At 67.2% G+C, this 22,291-nt stretch carries 6 protein-coding genes; 4 read left to right on the forward strand and 2 right to left on the reverse strand.

Annotated elements, in window-relative coordinates; genetic code table 11:
• Positions 1-100: 100 nt before the first annotated feature.
• Both WMF45_RS18135 and WMF45_RS18140 read right to left on the reverse strand, forming a co-directional pair.
• Complete coding sequence (locus tag WMF45_RS18135) at positions 101-286, reverse strand: hypothetical protein (protein WP_437718126.1); 186 nt, start codon at positions 284-286, stop codon at positions 101-103.
• Positions 287-687: 401 nt separating this feature from the next.
• Positions 688-1,083: a hypothetical protein gene (locus WMF45_RS18140; RefSeq protein WP_437718127.1), complete on the reverse strand. Its 396-nt coding sequence runs from the start codon at positions 1,081-1,083 to the stop codon at positions 688-690.
• Positions 1,084-1,141: 58 nt separating this feature from the next.
• On the opposite strand from WMF45_RS18140, the gene WMF45_RS18145 reads away from it, so the two are divergent.
• From WMF45_RS18145 to WMF45_RS18160, 4 genes are all read left to right on the forward strand, one after another.
• Positions 1,142-2,377 carry a hydroxymethylglutaryl-CoA synthase family protein gene (locus WMF45_RS18145; RefSeq protein ID WP_437718128.1) on the forward strand — a complete coding sequence of 412 codons (1,236 nt, stop codon included), beginning with the start codon at positions 1,142-1,144 and terminating at the stop codon, positions 2,375-2,377.
• 148 nt (positions 2,378-2,525) lie between these two features.
• Positions 2,526-5,381, forward strand: a complete 2,856-nt coding sequence (locus tag WMF45_RS18150; protein ID WP_437718129.1) for an SDR family NAD(P)-dependent oxidoreductase — start codon at positions 2,526-2,528, stop codon at positions 5,379-5,381.
• A 3-nt stretch (positions 5,382-5,384) separates the two neighbouring features.
• The gene (locus tag WMF45_RS18155; protein ID WP_437718130.1) at positions 5,385-15,239 is read left to right on the forward strand and encodes an SDR family NAD(P)-dependent oxidoreductase; all 9,855 of its coding nucleotides are present in this window, start codon (positions 5,385-5,387) and stop codon (positions 15,237-15,239) included.
• A 35-nt stretch (positions 15,240-15,274) separates the two neighbouring features.
• Positions 15,275-22,279 carry an SDR family NAD(P)-dependent oxidoreductase gene (locus tag WMF45_RS18160; RefSeq protein ID WP_437718131.1) on the forward strand — a complete coding sequence of 2,335 codons (7,005 nt, stop codon included), beginning with the start codon at positions 15,275-15,277 and terminating at the stop codon, positions 22,277-22,279.
• Positions 22,280-22,291 lie beyond the last annotated feature (12 nt).

Raw genomic sequence — 22,291 nt, forward strand, 5'->3', positions numbered from 1 at the left:
ATTTCATCACTCCCGAAGCGGGTTTGCGGGGACAACGAAGCGGTACCGCCTGTGGCGGTGCCGCTTCTCGCCCTTGGCGAGCCGCGAGCGACGGGGAGTGTCAAGAGTGTTGGCTGTTGAGTCTGCGGGCTTCTTGGGGCGGAGACGGCCGATCGAACACCCGGCGCAGCGGATCGGGACCGCCCGGATGGCCGCGCTCCTTGAGCATGCCGAGGAGGCGACTCGAGCGCAGCGAGGGATACTTGCCGAGCTGCTCGACGATGAAGGGCACGAACGGGTCGACCATCGACGGGCTCGGCGCGACGACCTTCTGCGGTGACGCGGCCTCGGGATCGGGTCCGGCACAACACCTTCGGCGTAGTGTAAAGCATGGTTCGCTCGTGCTCGCTTCGCGCGGCTCATGAGCCGGTAAAGCGGTAAAGCGGCCGGGTCTTGCCCTGGCGCCAGGCATGCGCCTGCCTGGCCTGCGGGTGAAGTACCGATGCTCGGCCCCATACGCGTTTCATTGTCGACGCAAATTTACGTCATGCGCGGAAGTAATGCGGCTTGCAGATACCTATTGCTCAATCTGTCGGCAGTGTTATATGTGGCCTGGCGGACAGAATCATACCGCGCCAGCCAAAGAGACGCGAGCACTTCAAGGCACGACGACGAAATCGTGCTCTTGCATGCTGGAACGCGAGCAACTCAGGCGCACGATGCGTCTTTGTTGGCCGGCGACGGGAGGTTTTGAGGGGTACTTGCCGCTGCGACTGCTCTTGGCGACACGTGTGTCGCACAGGCTTGCAGGTGTGCCAGCCATTGATTGGCGCCACCGGTGCAGCGACGATATTGAACGATTTCAATTGTTTCAATGAGATTGCGAAGCGGCGACGCCAGAGCGTCGAACAGGTTAATTTTGTAAAAAGTTAGGAACCTTCGATGCAATGCTCGAAGGTCCGGCCGGACCGCGATCTCATCCGCGTCCGGAGGTGCATGGCTGGAACGATGGTCGCCGCCGGTGGGGATGTCGCGGTAGGAGCAGGCGCTCATGAGGGGCTGACAGGCGTGAGAGCGCTGTTCGGCTCTCTCAGGCTGCGCCATTGTGTTTGCCGTTCCAGGTCGTAAAAAATCGTGACGGGTCGATCGCGGGAGAGAGTCGATGGACGTCGGAATCGAGCGCATTAACGCTTATCTCGGGCAGGCATGTATCGACGTGCGGATGATATTCGAGCACCGAGGCCTCGAATTGAAACGCTTCGGAAACCTGCTGATGGACAAGAAGTCCGTATGTCTGCCGTGCGAGGATTCGGTGACGAACGGCGTGAACGCGGCAAAGCCGCTCATTGATTCGCTCGATCGGTCTTCTGTTGAGAAGATCGAGCTACTGATCACATCCACCGAATCCGGACTCGATTTCGGCAAATCGCTCAGCAACTACGTCCACGACTACCTGGGGCTCAGCCGCCGCTGCCGAATGTTCGAAGTGAAGCAGGCGTGCTACGGCGGTACGGCGGCTCTACAGATGGCTGCCAATTTTGTGAGGTCCAACGCGGCGCCAGGCGCGAAGGCGCTCGTCGTGGCGACCGACATCACGAGCGCGACAGCGAAGCACACATACGCGGAGCCGTCCCAGGGGACGGGCGCCGTGGCCATGATCGTCGGCGACGAGCCGCACGTCCTGGAGCTGGATTTCGGCGCGAACGGCTATCACGGTTACGAGGTCATGGACACCTGCCGGCCGGACGTGCACGTCGAGGCCGGCGATCCGGATCTGTCTCTTCTCTCCTATCTCGACTGTCTGGAACAGAGCTTTCGAAGCTACGTGGAGCGGGTCGAAGGTGCGGATTTTCAGTCTGCATTTGACTACCTCGTGTTCCACACGCCGTTCGGTGGAATGGTGAAGGGCGCTCACCGCAACATGCTTCGCAACATGAAGGTCCCGCCGGAGAGCATCGAGCGTGACTTCAAACAGCGCGTGACGCCGTCGCTCAAGTATTGCGCGGAGGTCGGTAACATCTACTCCGCATCCATCTTCCTCGCCCTGATCGGGCTGATCGATTCCGTGCCGCTCGATTCCGCCAAGCGCGTCGGGCTCTTTTCGTACGGTTCGGGCTGCTCTTCGGAGTTCTATAGCGGAATCATCTCTCGACGCGGACAGGAGCTGGTGCGGGCCCTCGGCCCGGCAGAGGCGCTTCGAAAGCGCTATCGGCTCAACATGGCCGAGTATGAGAACCTGCTGACGCTGAACTCGGAGTGGACGTTCGGCGTGCGCGATCGGCGGGTCGACGTCTCCGGATACCGAGACATCTACGACCGACAGTTCACGAACAGCGGCTTGCTCGTGCTGGAGAGCGTCGGGTCGAACTATCATCGAAAATACAACTGGGCTCACTAGCTGGCCCGTTTGGTGGACTCGCGCGTTCCAGGGCGGAATAGGCGCGTTCGCGTTCGGTGGGCGGGTAAAGAACCATGATTGATGGTCGTCGGGTCATTTCGAGAATGGACGTCGCCGCTTCGGCCTGTCCCGGTGACTGGTACGTGCCATGAACGGTGACCTCCTCGGGCAAGCCGACTCGGCCGATGGCGATCGCGGCCGCGTCGCCGTCGGACAGAGCTGGATCGTCGCGCTCTCGGCGCGAAATGAGCAAGAGCTTCGGCGCCTCGCCGGATCGATGCGCGAGTGGCTGTCGGGTGGGCGTAACGGGATTTCAATGGGAGAGTTGAGTCGAGCGTTGAACGTGGGACGCACCCATTTCGGCGTGCGATTCTGCGGGCTCTTCGACTCGCTCGACGACCTCTCGGCCGCGCTCGAGCGGCGGGCGGCCGGGGAGGCGCCGCGACGTGCCGATGTCGATGTCGATGGACCGCGGCTGTCGCTCGAGACCGCGACGAGCGCTTTGGAAGAGAGCGGCACGGAGCCGAAGGAGCGCAGGGCGGCGCTGGAGGCCGTCTGCGACTGGTACCGGCAGGGAGCCGACATTGATTGGCGACGTGTGTGCGGCGACCCGTCGGAGGGGGCCCCATTCGACCTGCCGGCCTACCCATTCACGGATGTCGACTTCTGGTTTCAGGCCGAAAGGCCCCATTCGGCGATATCGGGCGCGCGGCCCTGGACGCTGGATTCATTCTGGGATGCGGACCTATCCAGGTTGGGTCGTCAAGGCTTCGCGAAGCTCTTGGGTGACGATGATGCGAGCGTCCTTCAGCATCGCGTCGAGGGGGCGCCCCTGGTCCATGCTGCGTTCTATTTCGAGCTCGCTTTTGCGGGCCTGAGGGCGTTGCGATGCCAGGTTGACGGCTTGCGATGGCGTTCTTGCGTTTGGGCGAACCACCTCGTGCTCGGCCGGCGCGTGCCCGTGTGCCTATGGCTGCGGGACGACGGTGACACGGCCTCGTTCGAGATAGGGCTCGGGAGCGAGACGACGGAAGAGATCGTCATGCAGGGGCAATGGGAAACAGATGGCCGTGGCCCGGTTCCACCGTTTCCGGACACGTTCCCCTCCGGAGCGGCGCGCGAGCGCGCCACGGCGGCGGCGGTCTACGACACGCTGGCGGCTCGGGGGGTGGAGTATGCGCTGGACGCGCGGCTCATCGAATCGATCAACCTGTGGGCGGCGGACGACGCGTGGGTCGAGCTCTCGTCTCTGGCACCCGAGAGCGACCGGCAAGAGCCGGTGAGGCGAGCGTTCTTCGCGGCGCTCCAGGCGGCGGAGTTCTTGATCGCCCGATCCTCGGAGGCTCCGGCCGTCGTGGAGAGAATCGAATCCATCGCCATCGCGGACGCCACGCGCGAGCCGCGGTTCGCGCGTGTCCGATCGACGGCGAGCGGGCAGGGGGCGCCGACCTACGATATTGTCGTTTTCGACGTGAATCGCGAGGTCGTCGTCGTCATCGAGCAGGTGCTCTTTCAGCTCGTGGGCGGGGCGCGCGGCGCCGGGGGCCGACTCGAGCAGGTCACGCCCGGTCCGATGCTGGCGCGCCCGCGCCTCGTGGCGCGCCCTCCCGACGGGAGAGCCCCCTCGACCATCGGCGAGGGCGTGCTGATCTTCGACACCGACGATCGCCTCGCTCGACGAGTTCGGGAGAGCGAGCGCGACGCGGGCGTCGCCCTCGTCTTGCCCGGAGCGGAGTTCCGCCGGTGCGACGCGCTGACGTACACGATCGATGTCACCCGAGGCGAGCACTACACCGCGCTGCTCGAAGCGCTGCGCGGCGAGAGCTTCGTACCTGGACACATCGTCCATCGTTGGGCCAAAGGTGACTTCGGCTACCGGCCCAATCAGATCGACTCGCAGCTCGACCACGGCGTGCGCTCGCTCTACTGGATGGCCCGTGCTCTCGTCGCCGCGCGGTGGGATCGCCCCTTGCAATTCCTGGTTTGGTACGGCGGGCGTCCCGAGCTCGTGCAGCCCCTTGGCGCGTCGGCGACCGGCTTGCTGCGAGCGTTCGCTTTGGAGCAAGCACGCACCACCGTGCGCGCGGTGGAAGACGCCTGGTCGGAAGACGATCCGGTCAAAGCCGAGGTCATGCTCCGAGCGGAGCTCGCCGTCTGGTCGGGCGACATCGAGGTTCGTTACGATAGCGGCGGACGTTGGGCGAAGACGTGGGAGCTGGCGTCGCTCTTGCCGGCGCCGGCCCCGCATCCGGTGCGCGCGCACGGTACGTACGTGCTCACGGGCGGCCTCGGTGGCCTCGGGCTGTTGTTCGCGGAGCGCTTCGCGCGGCTCGCGCCGGTGAACCTCGTGCTCACTGGACGATCGGCGCCCACGCCGCGGCAGGAAGACGTCATGGCGCGCTGCCGCGCTTTGGGGAGCCGCGTCACGTTTGTGCGATGCGACGTCACCCGTCAGGATGAGGCGGACGAGCTCGTGGCGCGGGTGCGCGCGGAGTACGGGCCGATCCACGGAGTTGTGCATGCGGCAGGCGTGCTGCGTGATGGTCTCGTGGCGACCAAAGGGCTCGATGCCCTGAACGAGGTCATCGCTCCGAAGATCGCGGGGACCGTTCACCTCGACGTTGCCACGCGTCGCGAGCCGCTCGACTTCTTCGTGATGTTCTCGTCGCTCGTCGGCGCCGTGGGCAACGTGGGTCAAGCGGACTTCGCTGCGGCCAACGCGTTCCAGCTGGCGTTCGCCGAGTTGCGAGAGGCGCAGCGAGTGACCTCCGAGCGTGCGGGGGTGACCCGCGCGATCGCTTGGGGTCATTGGCACGAAGGCGGCATACGAGTGACCGACGACGTGGACTCGGCGCTCGCTGCGCGCGGGATGGTTTCACTGTCGAACGAGGTGGGCTTCGCGCTGTTCGACGAGGCGCTCCGCGCGGAGGCTCCGGCCTCGATCGCCGCGCAGGGCGACGCGTCGAAGCTGCTGTCGCTGCTCACGAAAGCTGGCCGAGGCTGACCCATGCAGGAGACGCGAGATCAAACGTTCGTGCGCGTTCAGGCGGTGCTCTGTCGGATCGCCGATGCGCTCCTCAAACGGGGGCAGGGCGCCGCTGATCCAGAGCGCACGCTGCCCGAGCACGGCTTCGACTCGATCATGCTCAAGGCCTACGCGCGTGCGATCAGCGACGAGCTGCAAATCGATCTTGCTCCGAGCACGTTCTTCACGCACGACAGCATCGCGCGCTTGACCGCGCATATCCTCTCGGAGCACCAGGCCGTGGCGGACGCGCCGGATCGAGCTTCCGGCAAGACGCGCCGATTCGAAGGGTTTCGAGGGCGGAGGCTCGAGCCGCTCGATCTCGTCCGGCAAAGCGCCGCCGACGCGAGCCGCCCGGCTGAGGTCGCCGTCATCGGGATGAGCGGGATGTTTCCCGACGCGCCGGACCTCCAGGCCTTCTGGCGGAACCTCGTCGAGGCGAGAGATTCCGTGACCGAAGCGCCGACCGACCGCTTGGACTTCTCCACCTTCGACGCGAAGGACGGAGAGCTGGCGAAGCCCGTGCCACATTGGGGGGCTTTCGTTCGCGACGTCGATCGCTTCGACGCTGCCTTTTTCGGGATCTCGCGGCGGGAAGCCGAGGTCATGGACCCGCAGCAGCGCCTGTTCCTCGAGAACGCTTGGCACGCGATCGAAGACGGGGGCTATTCGCCGCGCGCGTTCGCGGGGCGCCGGGTCGGCGTTTTCGCCGGCGCGCAATTCCACGGCTATGAGGATGTCGTCTTCGCTGCGCGGATCTACGACGGGTACACTGGAACGGGTAATTCCCAGTCGATTCTGACGAACCGCGTCTCGTATCTCCTCGATCTGCGCGGCCCGAGCGAGACCGTCGACACGGCCTGCTCGAGCTCTCTCGTGGCGATCCATCGGGCCGTGCAGGCGATTCAGAACGGCGAGTGCGAAGCGGCGCTGGCGGGTGGAGTCAGCCTCAACCTCAGCCCCAAGGCGCAGGTCGTGACGGCACAGCTCGGCGTCCTTTCTACGACGGGGCGCTGCCGGACATTCGACGCGCGCGCAGACGGTTACGTGAAGGGCGAGGGCGTCGCGGTGTTGCTCCTCAAGCCGCTCGACCGAGCGCTGGCCGACGGCGATCACGTGTACGGCGTCATCAAGGGGAGCGCCGTCAATCACGGCGGCAAGGTGAGCTCACTCACCGCCCCGGAAGCGGGGGCGCAGAGCCGGGTCATCATCGACGCGCTCGAGCGCGCGCGTATCCGGCCGGAGACGCTGGGCTACATCGAGGCGCACGGTACCGGCACCGAGCTGGGCGACCCCATCGAAATCGACGGCATCAAGGGTGTGTTCCGGCACTTCGGGGTCCCCTGGGAGTGCGCGTCGGAGGGCGAGCGCTGCCGCATCGGATCGCTGAAGACGAACATCGGGCACCTGGAAGCGGCGGCCGGCGTCGCAGGCGTCGTCAAGGTCCTGCTAGCTCTCTGGCATCGGGAGCTGCCGCCGTTGCTGCATCTCGAGACCGTCAATCCGTATCTGAAGCTCAACGGGACTCGGCTCTCGATCGTCACCCGACTCACGCCGTGGGCGCGCAGGGCGGGGGAAACCCGACATCCCATACCTCGGCGCGCCGGGGTCAGCTCATTCGGGTTCGGCGGGACCAACGCGCACATTGTGCTTGAGGAGGCGCCGGAGCGATCGCCTCGAACGGTGGAATCCTCTACCGCCGAGGTCATCGCGCTCTCCGCGAAGACGGAGCGCGCGCTGTTGGCACGGATACGTGCGCTGCGATCGTGGCTCGACGAAGTGGGTGACACCTACGCGCTTGCCGACGTCGCCTTCACGATCAACGTGAGCGGGAGTAATTTCACCAAGCGCTGCGCGTTTGTCGTCGGGTCGCTCGCGGAGCTGAAGGCGGCGTTGACCGCGGTCGATCGCGGCGAACGACCCCAGGGATTTTTCGACGCGGAGCGCGCGGCGGACGCCGTTCACGACGCCGCGGTCGAAGCGGCGGCAAGCGCGATGTCGGATCCGAGCCGGCTCGGTCGCGCGCTCGAAGGGATCGCGGCGGCGTTCGTCCGTGGCCGCGTAATCGACTGGGCCAGGCTCTTCTTGGGCCGGGAACGCCGCCGGATACCCATGCCGGGCTACCCCTTCGAGGGCGAGCGGTTCTGGATTCCGAAACCCGAGCAGGACATCAGCCTGGGGGTCTTCGGCCCGGCCTTTGTGCACTCCGAGCTGTCCGTCGATAGCATCCAACCGGCCGGCGCCCTTCTCGTCGTCGGTGGGCAGGAATACGCGCGAGAGCTTCGCGCCCGATGGCCGGGGCTCGACGTTGCTGTTCTCGCCGGCGATGAGACCAATTACGCGACCGCGATAGATAGGTTGCGCGCGGAGAATCGATTTCCCCAGCGGGTGATCTGGTGTGCTCCGGACGTCAACCAGGAATCGGTTGACTGCGCTCGCCTCTACCGGATGGCGCTCGGCTCGCTATGGAGGCTCTCGCAGGCCTTGATTCGAGCGGCGCCGCACCGGACGATCGATGTGCTCGCCGTTCACGTGGGGCCGTCGTCAGCCCCGCTGGCCGCGGCGGCGGCGGCGTGGGCGAAATCGGCGCTCGCGGAGCATGCCTCGTTCTATTGCCGCGTCCTAGAGCTTTCTCCTGATCTGGACGCGTCCGCCCGCGCGTTGCTCTTGGCGCGCGAGGTTCTCTCCGGCGACACCGCGTTCGAGGTTCGCTATGATGCGATGCGGAGGCGCTCGGTCAAGAGCTACGTTCCGCTCGAGGCCGCGCCGTCGCCCGTTCCCTTGCGGCGGGGCGGCGTCTACATCGTGTCCGGCGCCTTCGGCGCGCTCGGTCGCCGATTCGCCGAATGGTTGGCGACCGAGTGGCAAGCGAAGCTCGTGCTTCTCGGTCGTCGGCTGCCGCCGAAAGCGCCGCCCTCGGGCTCGCGAGAAGGCGACGTTCTGGCGCTCGAGTGCGACGTGACGCGCTTCGATCAGGTCGAGGCCGCCGTGCGGCGCGCGGTCGCCGCGTTCGGGACAGTGCACGGGGTGTTGCACGTCGCCGGCGTGGGCGGCTCGAAGCCGGTGCTCGATCTCGACGCCGTCGAGCTCGAGCGATTGCTGGCCGTCAAGGCGGAGGGAGTCATCCACCTCGATCGCGCGACGAGGCATCTTCCGCTCGACCTCTTCGTCGGGTTCTCGTCGTTGGCGGCCGCTGCCGGGACGGCCGGTTATTCGGCGTACGCGGCGGCGAACGGGTTCCTCGATGGCTTCATGCGGGCGCGCACATTGGCGCGACGGCCTGGGCTCAGCCTCTCGATCGCCTGGCCGTTCTGGGCGGACGGAGCGATGGGGCCCGCGGAGGAAGCCAAGAAGGCGTGGATCGCGTGGATGCGAAAGACGCAAGGCCTGGTGCCGTTGTCGGCCGCGTCCGGCCTACGCGCCTTCGAGCTCTCCCTGGGGTTGGGCGAGGCTCACATCGTCGTGACGGAAGGGGAGTTGAGCAAGGTAAGGCCCATGTTGGCGGCGGCCGCGCGGGCCGAGCGACATGGTGAGCCGGACGAGCCGGCAGCGTCGTTGTCTGTGGACACGCCGGCGCCGTCGGGGCCGACGCAGCCGAGGCCATCAGCGCAGGGATCCGCGTCGCTCGAGCGCGCGCTCGTGGAGCTCGCGGCGCGCATTCTCAAGGAACCCGAATCGTCCATCGACCCGCGCGCGCCGCTCACCGAGTTCGGATTCGACTCGTTGTCGCTCAAGGATCTCGCATCGCGCCTCTCGCGAACCTATTCGCTGCCGATCACGCCCAATCTCTTCTTCCAGTATGGAACGTTGCACGCTCTCGCCGACTACTTGATCACGAAGTTGCCCGATGTTCTGAAGCTCGCCGGTGAGCCAAAGAGTTCTCCCGTGGAGAAGCTCACGACGGCGACGGAACCGGCGATGCAGGGCGCCCGAGCGGGACGAGAAGAAGTGAAACGAACAGAACCGGGACGAAGCGATCTGGGACGAGAGGAGGGGTGGCAAGAAGGTTCGCTGCGAGGAGGTGATCCGCCGCTCGGCACCTCGCCGGCGGGCTCGGAGCCGATCGCCGTGATCGGGATGGCCGGCGTATTTCCCCAGTCGAAGGACGTCGACGAGCTGTGGGCGCACCTCGCGGCGGGGGACGACCTCGTGACGGAGGTGCCGCGGGAGCGCTGGGACTCCCGCGCCTTCTTCGGCGACTCCACGCGCGACCCACAGAAGACGAACTCGAAATGGGGAGGGTTCGTCGCGAACGTCGACTGCTTCGATGCGGCGTTCTTCCGCATATCGCCGCGCGAGGCGGAGCTCATGGATCCGCAGCACCGGCTCTTCCTTCAAGTCGTGTGGAGCGCGATCGAGAACGCCTGCCACGACCCGCTGGCGCTCGCGGGCCGGAGCGTCGGCGTATTCGGTGGAACGCAGGTCAGCGAGTACCAGGAGGTGCTGGAGGCGCACCGAGAGCGCGACGCGTTCCGCGTAACGGGGAACATCGACGCGCTCCTGGTGAACCGGATCTCGTACTTGCTCGATCTCAGGGGCCCCAGTGAGGTCGTGAGCACGGCCTGCTCGAGCGCGCTCGTCGCCGTGCATCGCGCCCTGGGCGCGCTGCGCCGGAACGAATGCGAGATGGCGATCGTCGGCGCCGTGAGCCTGATGCTCTCGCCGCTCGGGTTCGTCTACCCCAGTCAGATGCGCATTCTGTCTCCGGACGGGCGCTGCAAGACCTTCGACGCGCGAGCCAACGGCTACGTCAAGGGCGAAGGGGCCGGCGCCCTCGTCCTCAAGCCGCTCTCGAAGGCGCTTCGCGACGGCGATCCGATCCACGCCGTCCTACGTGGCAGCGCGGTCAACCACGGCGGCAGAGCCACGTCCCTGACCGCGCCGAACTCGGCGTCGCAGCGCGACGTGATCCTCCGCGCGCTCGCCGACGCAGGGCTCGGCGCCGGGAGCGTGAGCTACGTCGAGACCCACGGCACGGGGACGGAGCTGGGCGATCCGGTCGAGATCGACGGCTTGAAGCAAGCGTTTGCTGAAGGCGGCGCCACCGCGTCGGCGTCGTGCGGGCTCGGGTCCGTGAAGAGCAACATCGGTCACCTCGAGCCCGCAGCCGGCATCGCCGGGCTCGTGAAGGTCATCCTGGCGCTGCGGCACCAGATGATCCCTCGGACCCTTCACGTCCAGACCGTCAATCCGTACATCAACCTTGAGGGCTCTCCGTTTTTCATCGCGGACCGCCCGCGGCCGTGGACGAGTGGACTCGACGCTTCAGGCCGACGGGTCCCGCGCCGCGCGGGAGTGAGCTCGTTCGGATTCGGCGGGGCCAACGCGCACGTCATTGTGGAGGAGGCCCCTCCGCCGGCGCCTTCGAGCCCGCCTCCTGAGAGGCCGTATTCGATGCTCGTGCTCTCCGCGAAGAGCGAATGGTCGCTCCAGGAACGGCTGAGCGACCTCCGGCGATGGATCGGACAGCACCGCTCGGAGGTGACGCTTGGAGAGCTGAGCTTCAACCTCGCCATGACGCGCAGCCACTTCACGCACACCTGCGCGCTGGTCGTGAAATCTTACGATGAGCTCGACGAGGCGCTCGCGCACCGGCTGGAGGGGCGCCCGTGCGCCGCTGTCGTGAGCGGGACCGCCGCGAGTAGCAAAGACGGCTCGGAGCCGTTGATGGACGAGCTCTCGGAGTATCTCGCGACGACGGTGACGCGCGGCGATCTGACGCCCGAGCGATATCGCAGCGTGCTGCTCGCCCTCAGCGAGCTCTATTGCCGGGGCAAGCGGGTGGACTTCGGCGCGATCTTCGGGACTGCGCGAGTTCGACGTGTGCCGTTGCCTTCCTATCCGTTCGAGAAGCGGCGACACTGGCTCGAGGCGAGCGGCGCGCGGGGCGCGGCGATCGCGTGCGGGACGGACCTCGGCTACTACGAGCCGAGGTTCCGGGACGCTCCTTTGCCCGCGGCCGGCGCGCATGCGCTGCCGCCCGGCGCCGTTCTTCTCTTCGATGTCGATGATGCGCTCGCCCCGCGCGTGAGCCGCCACCTCGGCGGTCGCCCCGTCGTTCTCGTCGAGCAGGGGCGGGAATACCGCCGCGTCGATGCGCTGCGGTACGAGCTCGATCCGGGTGATCCCGAAGGCTACGAGCGGCTTTTGTCGTCGATCGAGGGAGACCACGGAGGCTGCGCGGCCGTGGCGCACCTGTGGGCGCAACACCGGTTCTCGCCGGATGTGCGAGCAGTTGATGCGCAGCTCGACGAGAGCTTCTATTCGGTGCTCTTCCTCGCTCGCGGCCTCGTAGCGCGAAGACGTCAAGTCCGCTTTCTGTTCGGCTATCGGGAGGCCGAGGGCCCGCAGCCCGTGTACGCGGCGATGGTCGGGTTCGTCAAGTCGGTCGCGCTCGAGCATCCCGCGCTCGACATGTGGGTCGTTGCCTTTGGCGGCGCGGCGGCGCCTCCGAGCGCGGTGGCCGCAACGTTGGTAAGAGAGCTGGAGAACGGCTCGACCCGCGGCGTGCGCGTGCGGTACTCGGGTGAGCGCCGCGCCATCGAGCGGTTCGAGCGGGTGAGCGCCGAGCGCGCCTCGGCTGGCGTTCGAGAGGGCGGCGTCTATGTGATCACGGGCGGCTGCGGAGGGCTTGGGCTCATCGTTGCCGAGCACCTCGCGCGGGCGTACCGCGCCAAGCTGGTGCTCGTCGGACGCGCACCGCTGGACGGCGGCAAGGAGCGCCATATCGAGCGGCTCGCCGCGCTCGGGGCGGAGGTCGTCTACGTCCCCGCGGACGTCACGATCGCAGAACAGGCGCTCGGCGTCGTCGAGCTCGCCGAGCGGCGGTTCGGCGCCCTTCACGGCATCGTCCACGCGGCGGGCGTGGGCGCGGCCGCGCCGATCAAACGGAAGGCCGTCGAGGAGGCGCGCACGGTGCTCGCGCCGAAGGTGCAGGGGACGTTGAACCTGCTGCACGCGGTCGGCTCACGCCGGCTCGATTTTATCGCGCTGTTCTCGTCGATCTCCTCTGTCATCGGTAATCCGGAGAACGTGGACTACGCATTTGCAAACGCGTTCCTCGACGCATTTGCCGCTGCCCGCGCCGGCGCTCCGGGGCCGCGTATCGCCGCGATCAGCTGGCCGCTTTGGGAGGATGGGGGCATGAAGCCCGGCCCGGCGCAGATGGCGGCGCTCGCGCGCTGGATGCGCGAGGCGCAGGGGCTCGTCCCCCTCCCAAGCGCGCGCGGCATCGAGGCGTTCGAGCGCTGCCTTGGTCTCGGCCGGCCCCACCTGATGGTGATCGACGGCGACGGAGCGCTGTTCGAACAGACGCTGTCACGTGCGTGCGAACGGGAGCTCGACGCGGGGGCGGCGGCGGACACGACCTTGAAGCAGTCCGCGGTGTCCACCGTCGAGGCCGCGGAAGGGGCGGAGAGAGCCGGGCGCGCCCCTGGTCCGTCGGCCGTCACGATCGAGGAGGAGCTCCGCGCGCTCGTGGGCGCTCAACTGAAGCTCCCGGAGGCGGACATCGACTCCGCCGAGACGTTCTCGAACCTGGGGCTTGATTCAATTTCGCTCAAGACGTTCGTCGAGAGGGCGAATTCGCGGCTCGGAGTAAAGCTGATGCCCAGCGTCGTCTTCTCGTACGAGACGCTCCGGGCGTTGGCGCACCACGTGGAGGCCGCGCATTCCCCGACGATCCATTCGTCGTCGGGCGCCCCTCCGACCACCCCGGAGCAGGGGACCATCGGCCGCGTCGCGGCCGCCGCGCCCCCGGCTGCAGTGGATCCCGATCCGCCTTCGGCCACCGGCGCCGCGGGCGCCGGTACAGGAGCCATGCCCGCCTCGGCCGCCGCCGCGCCGCCGCCGCGTGGCTCGTCCCGGGGCGCGCCCGCGGCTCAACCCGAAGGAATTGCCATTATCGGAATGAGCGGCGCGATGCCGCAGTCGCGCGATCTCGATGCGTTCTGGCAACACCTCGTAGCGCGGCGCGATCTCGTGACCGAGGTCCCTGCCGCGCGCTGGGACTGGCGGCAGTACTTCGGCGAGGGCGTCGCGCAGTCGGTCTCGAAATGGGGGGCGTTCCACGGAGACGTCGATAAATTTGACGCGGATTTCTTCGGCATCAACCGGCGTGAAGCGGCGTTGATGGATCCGCAGCAACGCGTCTTCCTCGAGGTCGCGTACCACGCGTTCGAAGACGCTGGATACTCGACCAGCTCGCTTGCTGGGCGATCGGTCGGCGTCTTCGGGGGGATGAACTTCGGCGAGTATCAGAGCCTCCTCGCCGCGCATGGCGAATCGCACGCGTATATGGCGACCGGCAATTACAGCAGCATGCTCGCCAATCGCATCTCGTTCCTGCTCGACCTGGTCGGGCCGAGCGAGACGATTGATACGGCGTGTTCGTCCGGGCTCGTAGCCTTGCATCGAGCCGTGCAGGCGCTTGAGACCGGCGAGTGCGAGATCGCGCTCGCCGGCGCGGCGAGCGTCATCGTCAGTCCGCGGTCGTACGTCGTGTCCAGCCGGTTGGGGATCCTGTCGCCCACTGGACGTTGCCGGACGTTTGACGCCGCCGCCGACGGTTACGTGAAGGGGGAAGGGTCCGGCGCGGTCGTGCTCAAGCCGCTCGCTCGAGCGCTGGCCGACGGCGATTCTATCTACGGCGTCATCAAGGGGATCGCCACCAATCACGGCGGTCGCGCCAACTCGATGACCGCGCCTCGCGCCCCGGCCCAGGCGGCGGTCATCCGGCGCGCGCTCGAAAAGGCGAAGGTTGATCCGCGGACGATCACGTACCTCGAAACGCACGGCACGGGGACGAGCCTCGGAGATCCGGTCGAGATCGATGCGCTCAAGCTGGTATTCCCGCCGGAGGGGGCGCTCTCCACGAGAGGTTACTGCGCGCTCGGAGCCGTGAAGACGAACGTCGGGCACCTCGAAGCCGCCGCTGGAATGGCCGGGCTCCTCAAGGCCCTCTTGGCTTTCCGCCATCACAAGCTCCCCGGGAACGTGCACTTCAAGACCCTGAACCCGTATATCCAGCTCGACGACAGCGCCTTCTTCGTGCACGCGGACACCATCGGTTGGACGCGGATAAACGACGACATCCCGCGGCGCGCTGGCGTGAGCTCGTTCGGCTTCGGCGGCGTGAACGCGCATGTCGTCCTGGAGGAGTCACCCGACGTACCGCGCCGGACGGCGGGCCGGCCGGCCTATGTTTTCTGTGTATCGGCCAGGAAGCCCTCGCAGCTCTCACGCCGCATCACCGAGTTGCTCGAGTGGCTCGGCTCCCAGGCCGACGTCGATCTCGGGGCGCTGAGCTTCACGCTGAACGCCGGGCGGGCTCACCACGCGCATCGTTGTGCGATCGTCGCGTCGACGCGTAGCGAGCTCGAAGAGCGCCTGGTCGCGGAGCGCGACCGGGTCCGGAGCGCTCCCGACTTGCCCGCGCCCGCTCGCGGGCAGGCGGACGCCGCGGCGTCGAACGCCCGAGGTGGATCGCGCGACCCGAGATCGGCGCTCGCGTCGGCGAGCCGGGGCGACCGGCCTGCGCTGGCGTCGATCGCCGATGCCTATGTGGCCGGCGCGGAGCTCGACTGGCAGCTCCTGTACGAGGGCGAGGCGGTGCGCCGCATCTCGATTCCCGGTTACCCCTTCGAGCGGATTCGTTATTGGTTCGACGAGCTGTCCGCGTCGCCGCCGGCGGTGTTGCCAGCCGTGCCTGCACAGCAATCCAGACGCCCGCTCAAAGCGCTCACGATCCCCCGCGGAGCGCCGTCTGACAAAGCGCCAACGTTCACGCTCAATGGTGATTCTCACCACAAGATTCGTTTGAAGACTATTTCGGAGTGAAACTCCGTGACCTACATCGATTGGAGCGCGCGAAAGTGAGCACGAGCAGCCGCCTGAAGCAGATTGTGGCCGACGAACTGCTGCTGAGCCCCGAGCAGTTGGACGCCGATGCATCGTTCTCCGAGCTCGGGATCGACTCGATCCTCGCGGTCGAAGTCGTGAAGAAGGTCAACCGCGCATTCGGCGTGGAGCTGAAGAGCACGGCTCTTTACGACCTGCCCTCGATCCGCGCGCTGGCGGAGCACGTCGACGGCCCTGGAGTCGAAGCGCCTCGGGGGTCGCGCATTTCTCTGAAGCCAGTGGGCATCGCCGGCCCTGCGCCATCGCCCATCGTGGACGCGCCCCCGGCGGAGAGCGCGGCCCGCCGGACCGCGCCGCCTCCGACGCGCGCGCAGGCCGAAATCCGTAGAGAGCTTCGTGAGGTCGTGGCGGCAGGGCTGCTCGTCTCGCCGAATGACCTGAAGGACGCGGCGGCCTTCGCAGAGATAGGGGTCGACTCGATCCTGGGCGTCGAGATCGTCAAGCGCTGCAATCAGGCGTGGGGAACCGATCTGCCGGCGAGTATTCTTTACAGCTATCCAAGCATCGCCGAGCTCGCCGAGCACGTCGCGGAGATCCTCGCAGAGGCGTCCCACGCGGGCGACCGCTCACCAGAGGAAAGTAGCGGGTCCGGGAGTCGTCCGATCGTGCATCGCGCGGTGTCGGAAGTGCGGCGTGAAGCGCCGCCGAGCGCGGCTCCGGAGGCGCGGCGTGAAGCGCCGCCGAGCGCGGCTCCGGAGGCGCGGCGTGAAGCGCCGCCGAGCGCGGCTCCGGAGGTGCGGCGTGAAGCGCCGGCGCAAGCACCGGCGGCCCGCGCCGCGGATCCGGACGAACCGATCGCAGTCGTCGGGCTCTCTTGCCGTGTACCCGGCGCGCGCGATGCGCGCGAGTTCTGGGTCAATCTCTACCAAGGTCGCGACTCGGTGCGAGAGGTGCCCCACGAGCGCTGGGATCCGCAGCTCTGGTTCGATCCGGATCGCCAGGCGCCGGGCAAAACATACAGCAAGTGGGGGGGATTCCTGGACGACGTCGACAAGTTCGACCCGCTCTTCTTCAATATCTCGCCTGCCGAGGCGAGCTGGATCGATCCCCAGCACCGCCTCTTTCTCGAGGAGTGCTGGTCGGCGCTCGAGGACGCCGGCTACACGCCGGACGACGTGCGCGGCAGGCGTGTGGGCGTCTACGCCGGAATCATGAACAATGATTACCAAGAGGTGATCATCCGGTCGGGCTCCAGCCCCAGCGAGCACGGCACGACGGGCATCGCCGAGTCGATGCTCGCCTCACGTCCGTCGTACTTCCTGAACCTCAAGGGCCCGGCGCTCACCATCAACACGGCATGCTCATCGTCTCTCGTGGCCATTCATCTGGCGTGTGAGTCGCTCAAGAACCGGCACACCGATATGATGATCGCCGGCGGCGTGACCTGCTATCTGACCGAGTCGTCGTACATCGGAATGAGCAAGCTCGGGATGCTCTCGCCCCGGGGGGCGTGCTCGCCGTTCGACGACGGAGCCGATGGTATCGCTCCCAGCGAGGGGGTCGGCGTTGTCGTCCTGAAACGTTTGAGCGACGCGATCGCTGACGGGGACAGGATCTGGGGGATCGTTCGGGGGTCGCTGACGAATCAAGACGGCAGGACCAACGGGATCACGGCGCCGAGCTCGATCTCGCAGAAGGCGCTGCTCGTCGAGCTGTATGAGAGGACGGGGATTCACCCGGAGAGCATCCAGTACGTCGAGGCTCACGGCACGGGGACCAAGCTCGGCGATCCGATCGAGGTAGAGGCGCTCAGCGCGGCGTTTCGCACGTTTACGCAGAAGTCGCGCTTCTGTGCGCTCGGCTCGGTGAAGGGCAACATCGGCCACACGTCGGGCGCCGCCGGCGTCGTGAGCCTGATCAAGGTGCTGCTGTGCATGAAGCACCGCACCCTCGTGCCATCGATCCATTACGAGCGTTCGAATCGGCACATCGCCTTCGAGGAGACGCCGTTCACGGTTCAGACCGAGATAGCCGCATGGGAGGCGCCGCAGGGCGCGCCGCGGCGCTCTGCGATCAGCTCGTTCGGGTTCAGCGGCACCAATGCTCACTTGATCGTGGACGAGCCGCCTGCATTGCCGATCGCCCCGAGCACGCCCAAACCGGCTTACCTGTTCGCGGTCTCGGCGCGGACGCCCGACGCACTCCGGCAGAGGTTGGCGGCTCTCTCCGAGGCCTTGACCGAGGCTGATGGCCGTATCGATCTTCAAGCTTTGAGCTACACGCTGAACCGCCGCCGCGCGCATTTTGCCCATCGTGTCGCGTTGATTGCTACGTCGGTGAGCGAGCTCCAACAATCGCTGGAGGCCGCTCGCCGGGGCGAGGCGGGGCCGCGCGTCGTCTTTGGGCCCGCTTCCGCCAAGGAGACGAGCGCCTCCGACGCGCTCCTTTTCACGGAGGTGCTCACCATCGTAATCGAGCAGGTCCGGCGGCGAGACGGCCTAGACGATGCGACCTACGCGCGCAAGCTGACGGTCCTCGGGGCGCTCTACGCGAGAGGGCTGGACGTCGATTGGGCGATTCTGCACGAGGGAGAAAGCGCCCGCCCTTTGAGCTTGCCCGGTTATCCGTTCCAGAGGCGCCGGTGCTGGATCGAGGTGTCGTCCAATGACTCGGCGAGCAAGACGTCTCCGGCTCTGGCTCCGTCGCATCGAGTGAGCCCCCGGGTCCAGGAGAACGGTGCGCATCACAATGGTGCGCGCGAGAACGGTGCGTATGAGAACGGCGCTGGCCTCTGCCGCGGTTCGTTCGCGGCGGCGGTTGAAGAACCGAGCCATGGGGTCGAGACCTTCGAGCTCTCCGAGGAGCAGCCGACGTTGGCCGATCATCGAATCGCCGGGCAGTCGATCGTTCCAGCGGTGCAGTATCTGGAGCTGATCCGCGCCGCGCTCGAACGCGGCGGCAAGCGGGCCGTCCGGCTCTTCGGGTGCGTCTGGCTCGACGCCTGCCGGGTCCGCGGCTCGGCGCCGCGACTTCGTTTGTCGCTTGAAGAGCCCGGACGGTTCGTCTTCAGCTCGACAGACGAAGCGGGGCGAACCGTCGTTCATTGCCGCGGCTCCTGGGAGGAGAGGGACCTCGCCCGGATCCCGCCCCCGGTGGCCCTCGCGCCCCTCCTCGAGCAGGCGGTCACGGTCTTGAAGGGCGCGGAGATCTACGCGAAGTTCGCGCGGCTCGGGATCGACTACGGCCCGAGCTTCCGAACGCTGCAATGGGTCCAGCGCGCGGGTACCAAGCTCGTGGCGAAGATCGAGGCGCGTCCTTCGCGAGGCGGAGAGCTCGTTATGGCCGGTCTCCTCGACGGTGCGCTTCAAAGCCTCATCGGGTTCGCGCAGGACGAGGGCGAAGGTTCGTCGGTTCCGTTCAGCATGGATGCTGTGGAGGTGTACGGGCCCGTCGACTCCGAACTGTACGTCCTCGTGGATGTCAAACCATCCAAAAACCCCGGTCCCAGCCTGTCGCGTCAGGTCGATCTCAAGCTGATCGCGCTCGATGGGCAGGTGCGGGTCAGCATCGAGAATCTCACCGTTCGGAAGTATGCGAAGAAGACGCAATCTATCCAGGCGCCGACGAGCTCGCGCGTCGTGCTGTGTGAGGTCGACTGGCGCGACCGCCCCGCGGTGGAGGTGCCGATCGACCTGGCCGCTGCGCGTGGCGTGCTGGTGCTCGAGGGGCGGGCTGGTCTCTCGAGTGCCCTCCAATCCTGGTGTTCCGAGAGGCAGCATCGGATGCCGATCATCTCGGTGACCCCCGACGCGCCGTTCGCGCAGCTCGGTCCGGCCGAATACTGCGTGGACCCAAGCCGCCCGGAGGACTTTGCTCGGCTGTGGAGCGCTCTCGCGGCCGGCGGCATCGCGGTGAGTCACGTGCTCAACCTTTGGTCCCTCCACGGCGCGCAACGCGGCGGGGCCGGGGAATCGCTGGAGGACAGAATTGCGACGGGCCCGCTCGCGACGTTCGATCTCGTCGCCGCCTTGGCTCGGGCAGGGACGAGGAAGCTTCGCCTCCTGCATGCGTACCTTACGGATGACCCGCTGGCCGGCGCCGACGCGATGATGGCTGGTTTTGCGGAGAGCGTCGTCCGGGAAAAGCCGGACTACGACCTCCGGGTTGTTGGGCTCGGAGAGGCGTGCCGTGCGCCGTCGGTGCTCGTCGACGTGCTCGCGCGAGATCTGTTCAGCAAGGGCGCGCCGCGCCACGTGCGGTGGGTCGATCCCCAGCAATCGCGCTTTATGGGTGTGCGACGCCTGGAGGCCGACGCTGCCGGCACGTCGGCGGTCGCGGCGGCGCCGGTCGCCGGTGGTGTCTACCTCGTCACGGGCGGCATGGGCGGCGTCGGTCGTCACGTCGCGCATTGGCTCGCGTCGGAGTTCGGAGCCCGCCTCGCGCTCGTCGGGCGGCACGCCCGCGATCCGATGATCGAAGCCAAGCTCGAGCCGCTGCGCCGCGCGGGCGCGGCGGCCGTCGAGTACTTCTCCTGCGACGTCGCATGCGCGGACGAGGTCGACGCGCTGATCCCGGCGATTCAAGACAAGCTCGGCGCGCTGCGAGGAATCATCCACGCGGCCGGCGTGCTCAACGATTCGCTTCTCGTCAACAAGACACGCGCAGACTTCGAACGCGTCATGTTGCCGAAGGTGTTCGGCGCGGTTCACCTCCATCGAGCCACCGCGCGCCAACATCTCGATTTCTTCGCCGCGTTCTCGTCGCTGGCGGCGCTGAAGGGCAACGTGGGCCAGGTGGACTACGCGACCGCCAACGCCTTTCTCGGCCACTTTGCGGCGTGGCGCGAAGGGCAGCGCGAGCGAGGCGAATGCTCGGGAATCACCGTGGCCATCGACTGGCCGCTCTGGCGGGACGGCGGAATGCAGGTCACCGTCGAGATCGAGCAGCGGCTGCGAGACGCGTTCGGTCTCGAGCCGCTCGAGACGGCGGAGGGGATGGACGCGTTCCGGACGATCCTCGCGCGGGGCGTTCCGCGCGTCGCCGTGGCGCGCGGGCGCGTCTCCGCCGTCTCTCGTTACCTCGGCCTGGAAGGTGACGATGTCGAGGTATCAACGGTCGCTGCGGGCGCGATCGAGCGCGGGCCTGTCGCGGCGATGCACGAGCCCCCGCCGCAGCGGACGGGCGGCGATCCCGGTCAACGAGAGCAGGCCGCTGTCGCCATGTTGACTCAGATCTGCGTGGCGACCCTCGGGCTCGACGCTGCCGACGTCGACCCCGACGCGCCGTTCGACACGCTGGGAGTCGATTCGATCCTCATGATGAAGATCCTGTCGGCGATCGAGCAGCACGTCCACTTGCCAGTGCCGCCCAGCATGATCCTCGAGAATCCGACCGTCCATCAGCTCGCGAAGGCGCTGGTCGCCGAGGGGTTCGTCGGGGAGCCGAGCGCCAAGGCGAACGGCGTGCGGACGGAAGCTCCGGCCCCGTCCATGGAGCCGATCGCGCCTTCGCGGTCGCCTGCCGCCGCGCCGGTGCCCGCTGAGCGGGCGCCCGATCGCCGGATCGCCGTGATCGGGATGGCCTGCCGCTTCCCGGGTTCTCCGAGCCCGGAGTCGTTCTGGGAGAACTTGCGGGGCGAAAAGTGCCTGGTCACCGAGGTGCCGCCCGATCGCTGGGACGTCGGTCGATCGTTTAGCCCCGATAAGCGCGCCGGCAGATCCTACTCGAAGTGGGGCGGCTTCATCGAAGGCGTGGATCTCTTCGACAACGAGTTCTTCGGCGTCGCCGACGAGGACGCGGTGGTGATGGATCCCCAGCAGCGCATCGTGCTCGAGCTGACCCAGGAGTTGTTTGACCGGGCGGGGTATGCACGCGGCGAGATCGAGGGGCGAAACATCGCCGTGCTCCTCGGCGCGTCGCAGAGCAGCTACATCAACCTGGTCGAGGGCAACCTGAGCGACAAGCAGCTCGCCAAGGCCGTCGTGAGCACCATTTCGAACATGGTCGCGGCCCGGGTCGCCGACTTCTACAACCTCAAAGGCGCGGCCCAGACCATCGACGCCGCCTGCGCCTCGGCGCTGATCGCCGTGCACGACGCCTGCAAGGCGCTGGTCGACGGGTCCGTGGACATGGCTGTTGCGGGTGGCATCGGGCTCCTCCTGGACGACCGCCAGTTCGTATCGTTCAGCCGCGCCAGCGTCCTGTCGGATACCGGCGTTTGCCGCGTCTTCGACGAGAAGGCGAACGGCTTCGTCCTCGGCGAGGGCGCGGGGCTCGTTCTGCTCAAACGATACGACCAGGCCGTGAAGGACGGTGACCGGATCCTCGGCGTCATCCTGGGATCGGCGGTCAATAACGACGGCCGCACGATGGGCTTGACCGTGCCGAATCAGGCGGCGCAGGAGGCGGTGATCGAGCTGGCGCTCGCCAACGCCTCGGTGTCGGCCGACACCATTTCGTACCTCGAGGCGCACGGCACGGGGACGCTGCTCGGCGATCCCATCGAGGTCAAGGCCGCTTCCAAGGCGTACTCCAAGCAGACCGAGGCGAAGCGGTACTGCGGCATCGGTTCGGTGAAATCCAGCGTGGGGCACCTGATGCGGGCCGCCGGGATCGCGAGCTTGATCAAGGTGATCTTGTCGCTCCAGCACGGGACAATCCCCGCGACGCTCCACTGCGACGCGCCCCACGCGCGATTCCAGTTCGAGCAATCGCCGTTCTACCCGGTCCGGGGCACGCAGGAGTGGCGCCCGCTCAAGGGAGTGCGCCGGGCGGGGATCTCGTCGTTCGGTTTCGGCGGCACCAACTGCCACATGATCGTGGAGGAGGCGCCTCGATCGGTGCCGGCGCGACGGCAAGAGCGCCCCCCTCAACGGTTTCGGCGTCGGCGCTTCTGGGCGGACGGGACAACCCCGGCGCCGAGGCACGACGAACGCCATCTGTGGGACATCCTCAGCCGCCTCGAGCGGGGCGAGCTGAGCTCGGAACAAGCGACGCGAATGACCGCGCAGGCACTTTGACGCGAGGGAGCG

This window comes from Sorangium sp. So ce448 (genome assembly GCF_051520915.1).
GTDB classification, from domain to species: Bacteria; Myxococcota_A; Polyangia; order Polyangiales; family Polyangiaceae; genus Sorangium; species Sorangium cellulosum_B.

Excerpts from the sequence above, each read along its gene's own strand:
- WMF45_RS18140 (WP_437718127.1), bottom strand. The coding sequence starts at position 1,083 with ATGGCGCAGCCTGAGAGAGCCGAACAGCGCTCTCACGCCTGTCAGCCC.
- WMF45_RS18145 (WP_437718128.1), top strand. The coding sequence starts at position 1,142 with ATGGACGTCGGAATCGAGCGCATTAACGCTTATCTCGGGCAGGCATGT.
- WMF45_RS18135 (WP_437718126.1), bottom strand. The coding sequence starts at position 286 with ATGGTCGACCCGTTCGTGCCCTTCATCGTCGAGCAGCTCGGCAAGTAT.
- WMF45_RS18150 (WP_437718129.1), top strand. The coding sequence starts at position 2,526 with ATGAACGGTGACCTCCTCGGGCAAGCCGACTCGGCCGATGGCGATCGC.
- WMF45_RS18155 (WP_437718130.1), top strand. The coding sequence starts at position 5,385 with ATGCAGGAGACGCGAGATCAAACGTTCGTGCGCGTTCAGGCGGTGCTC.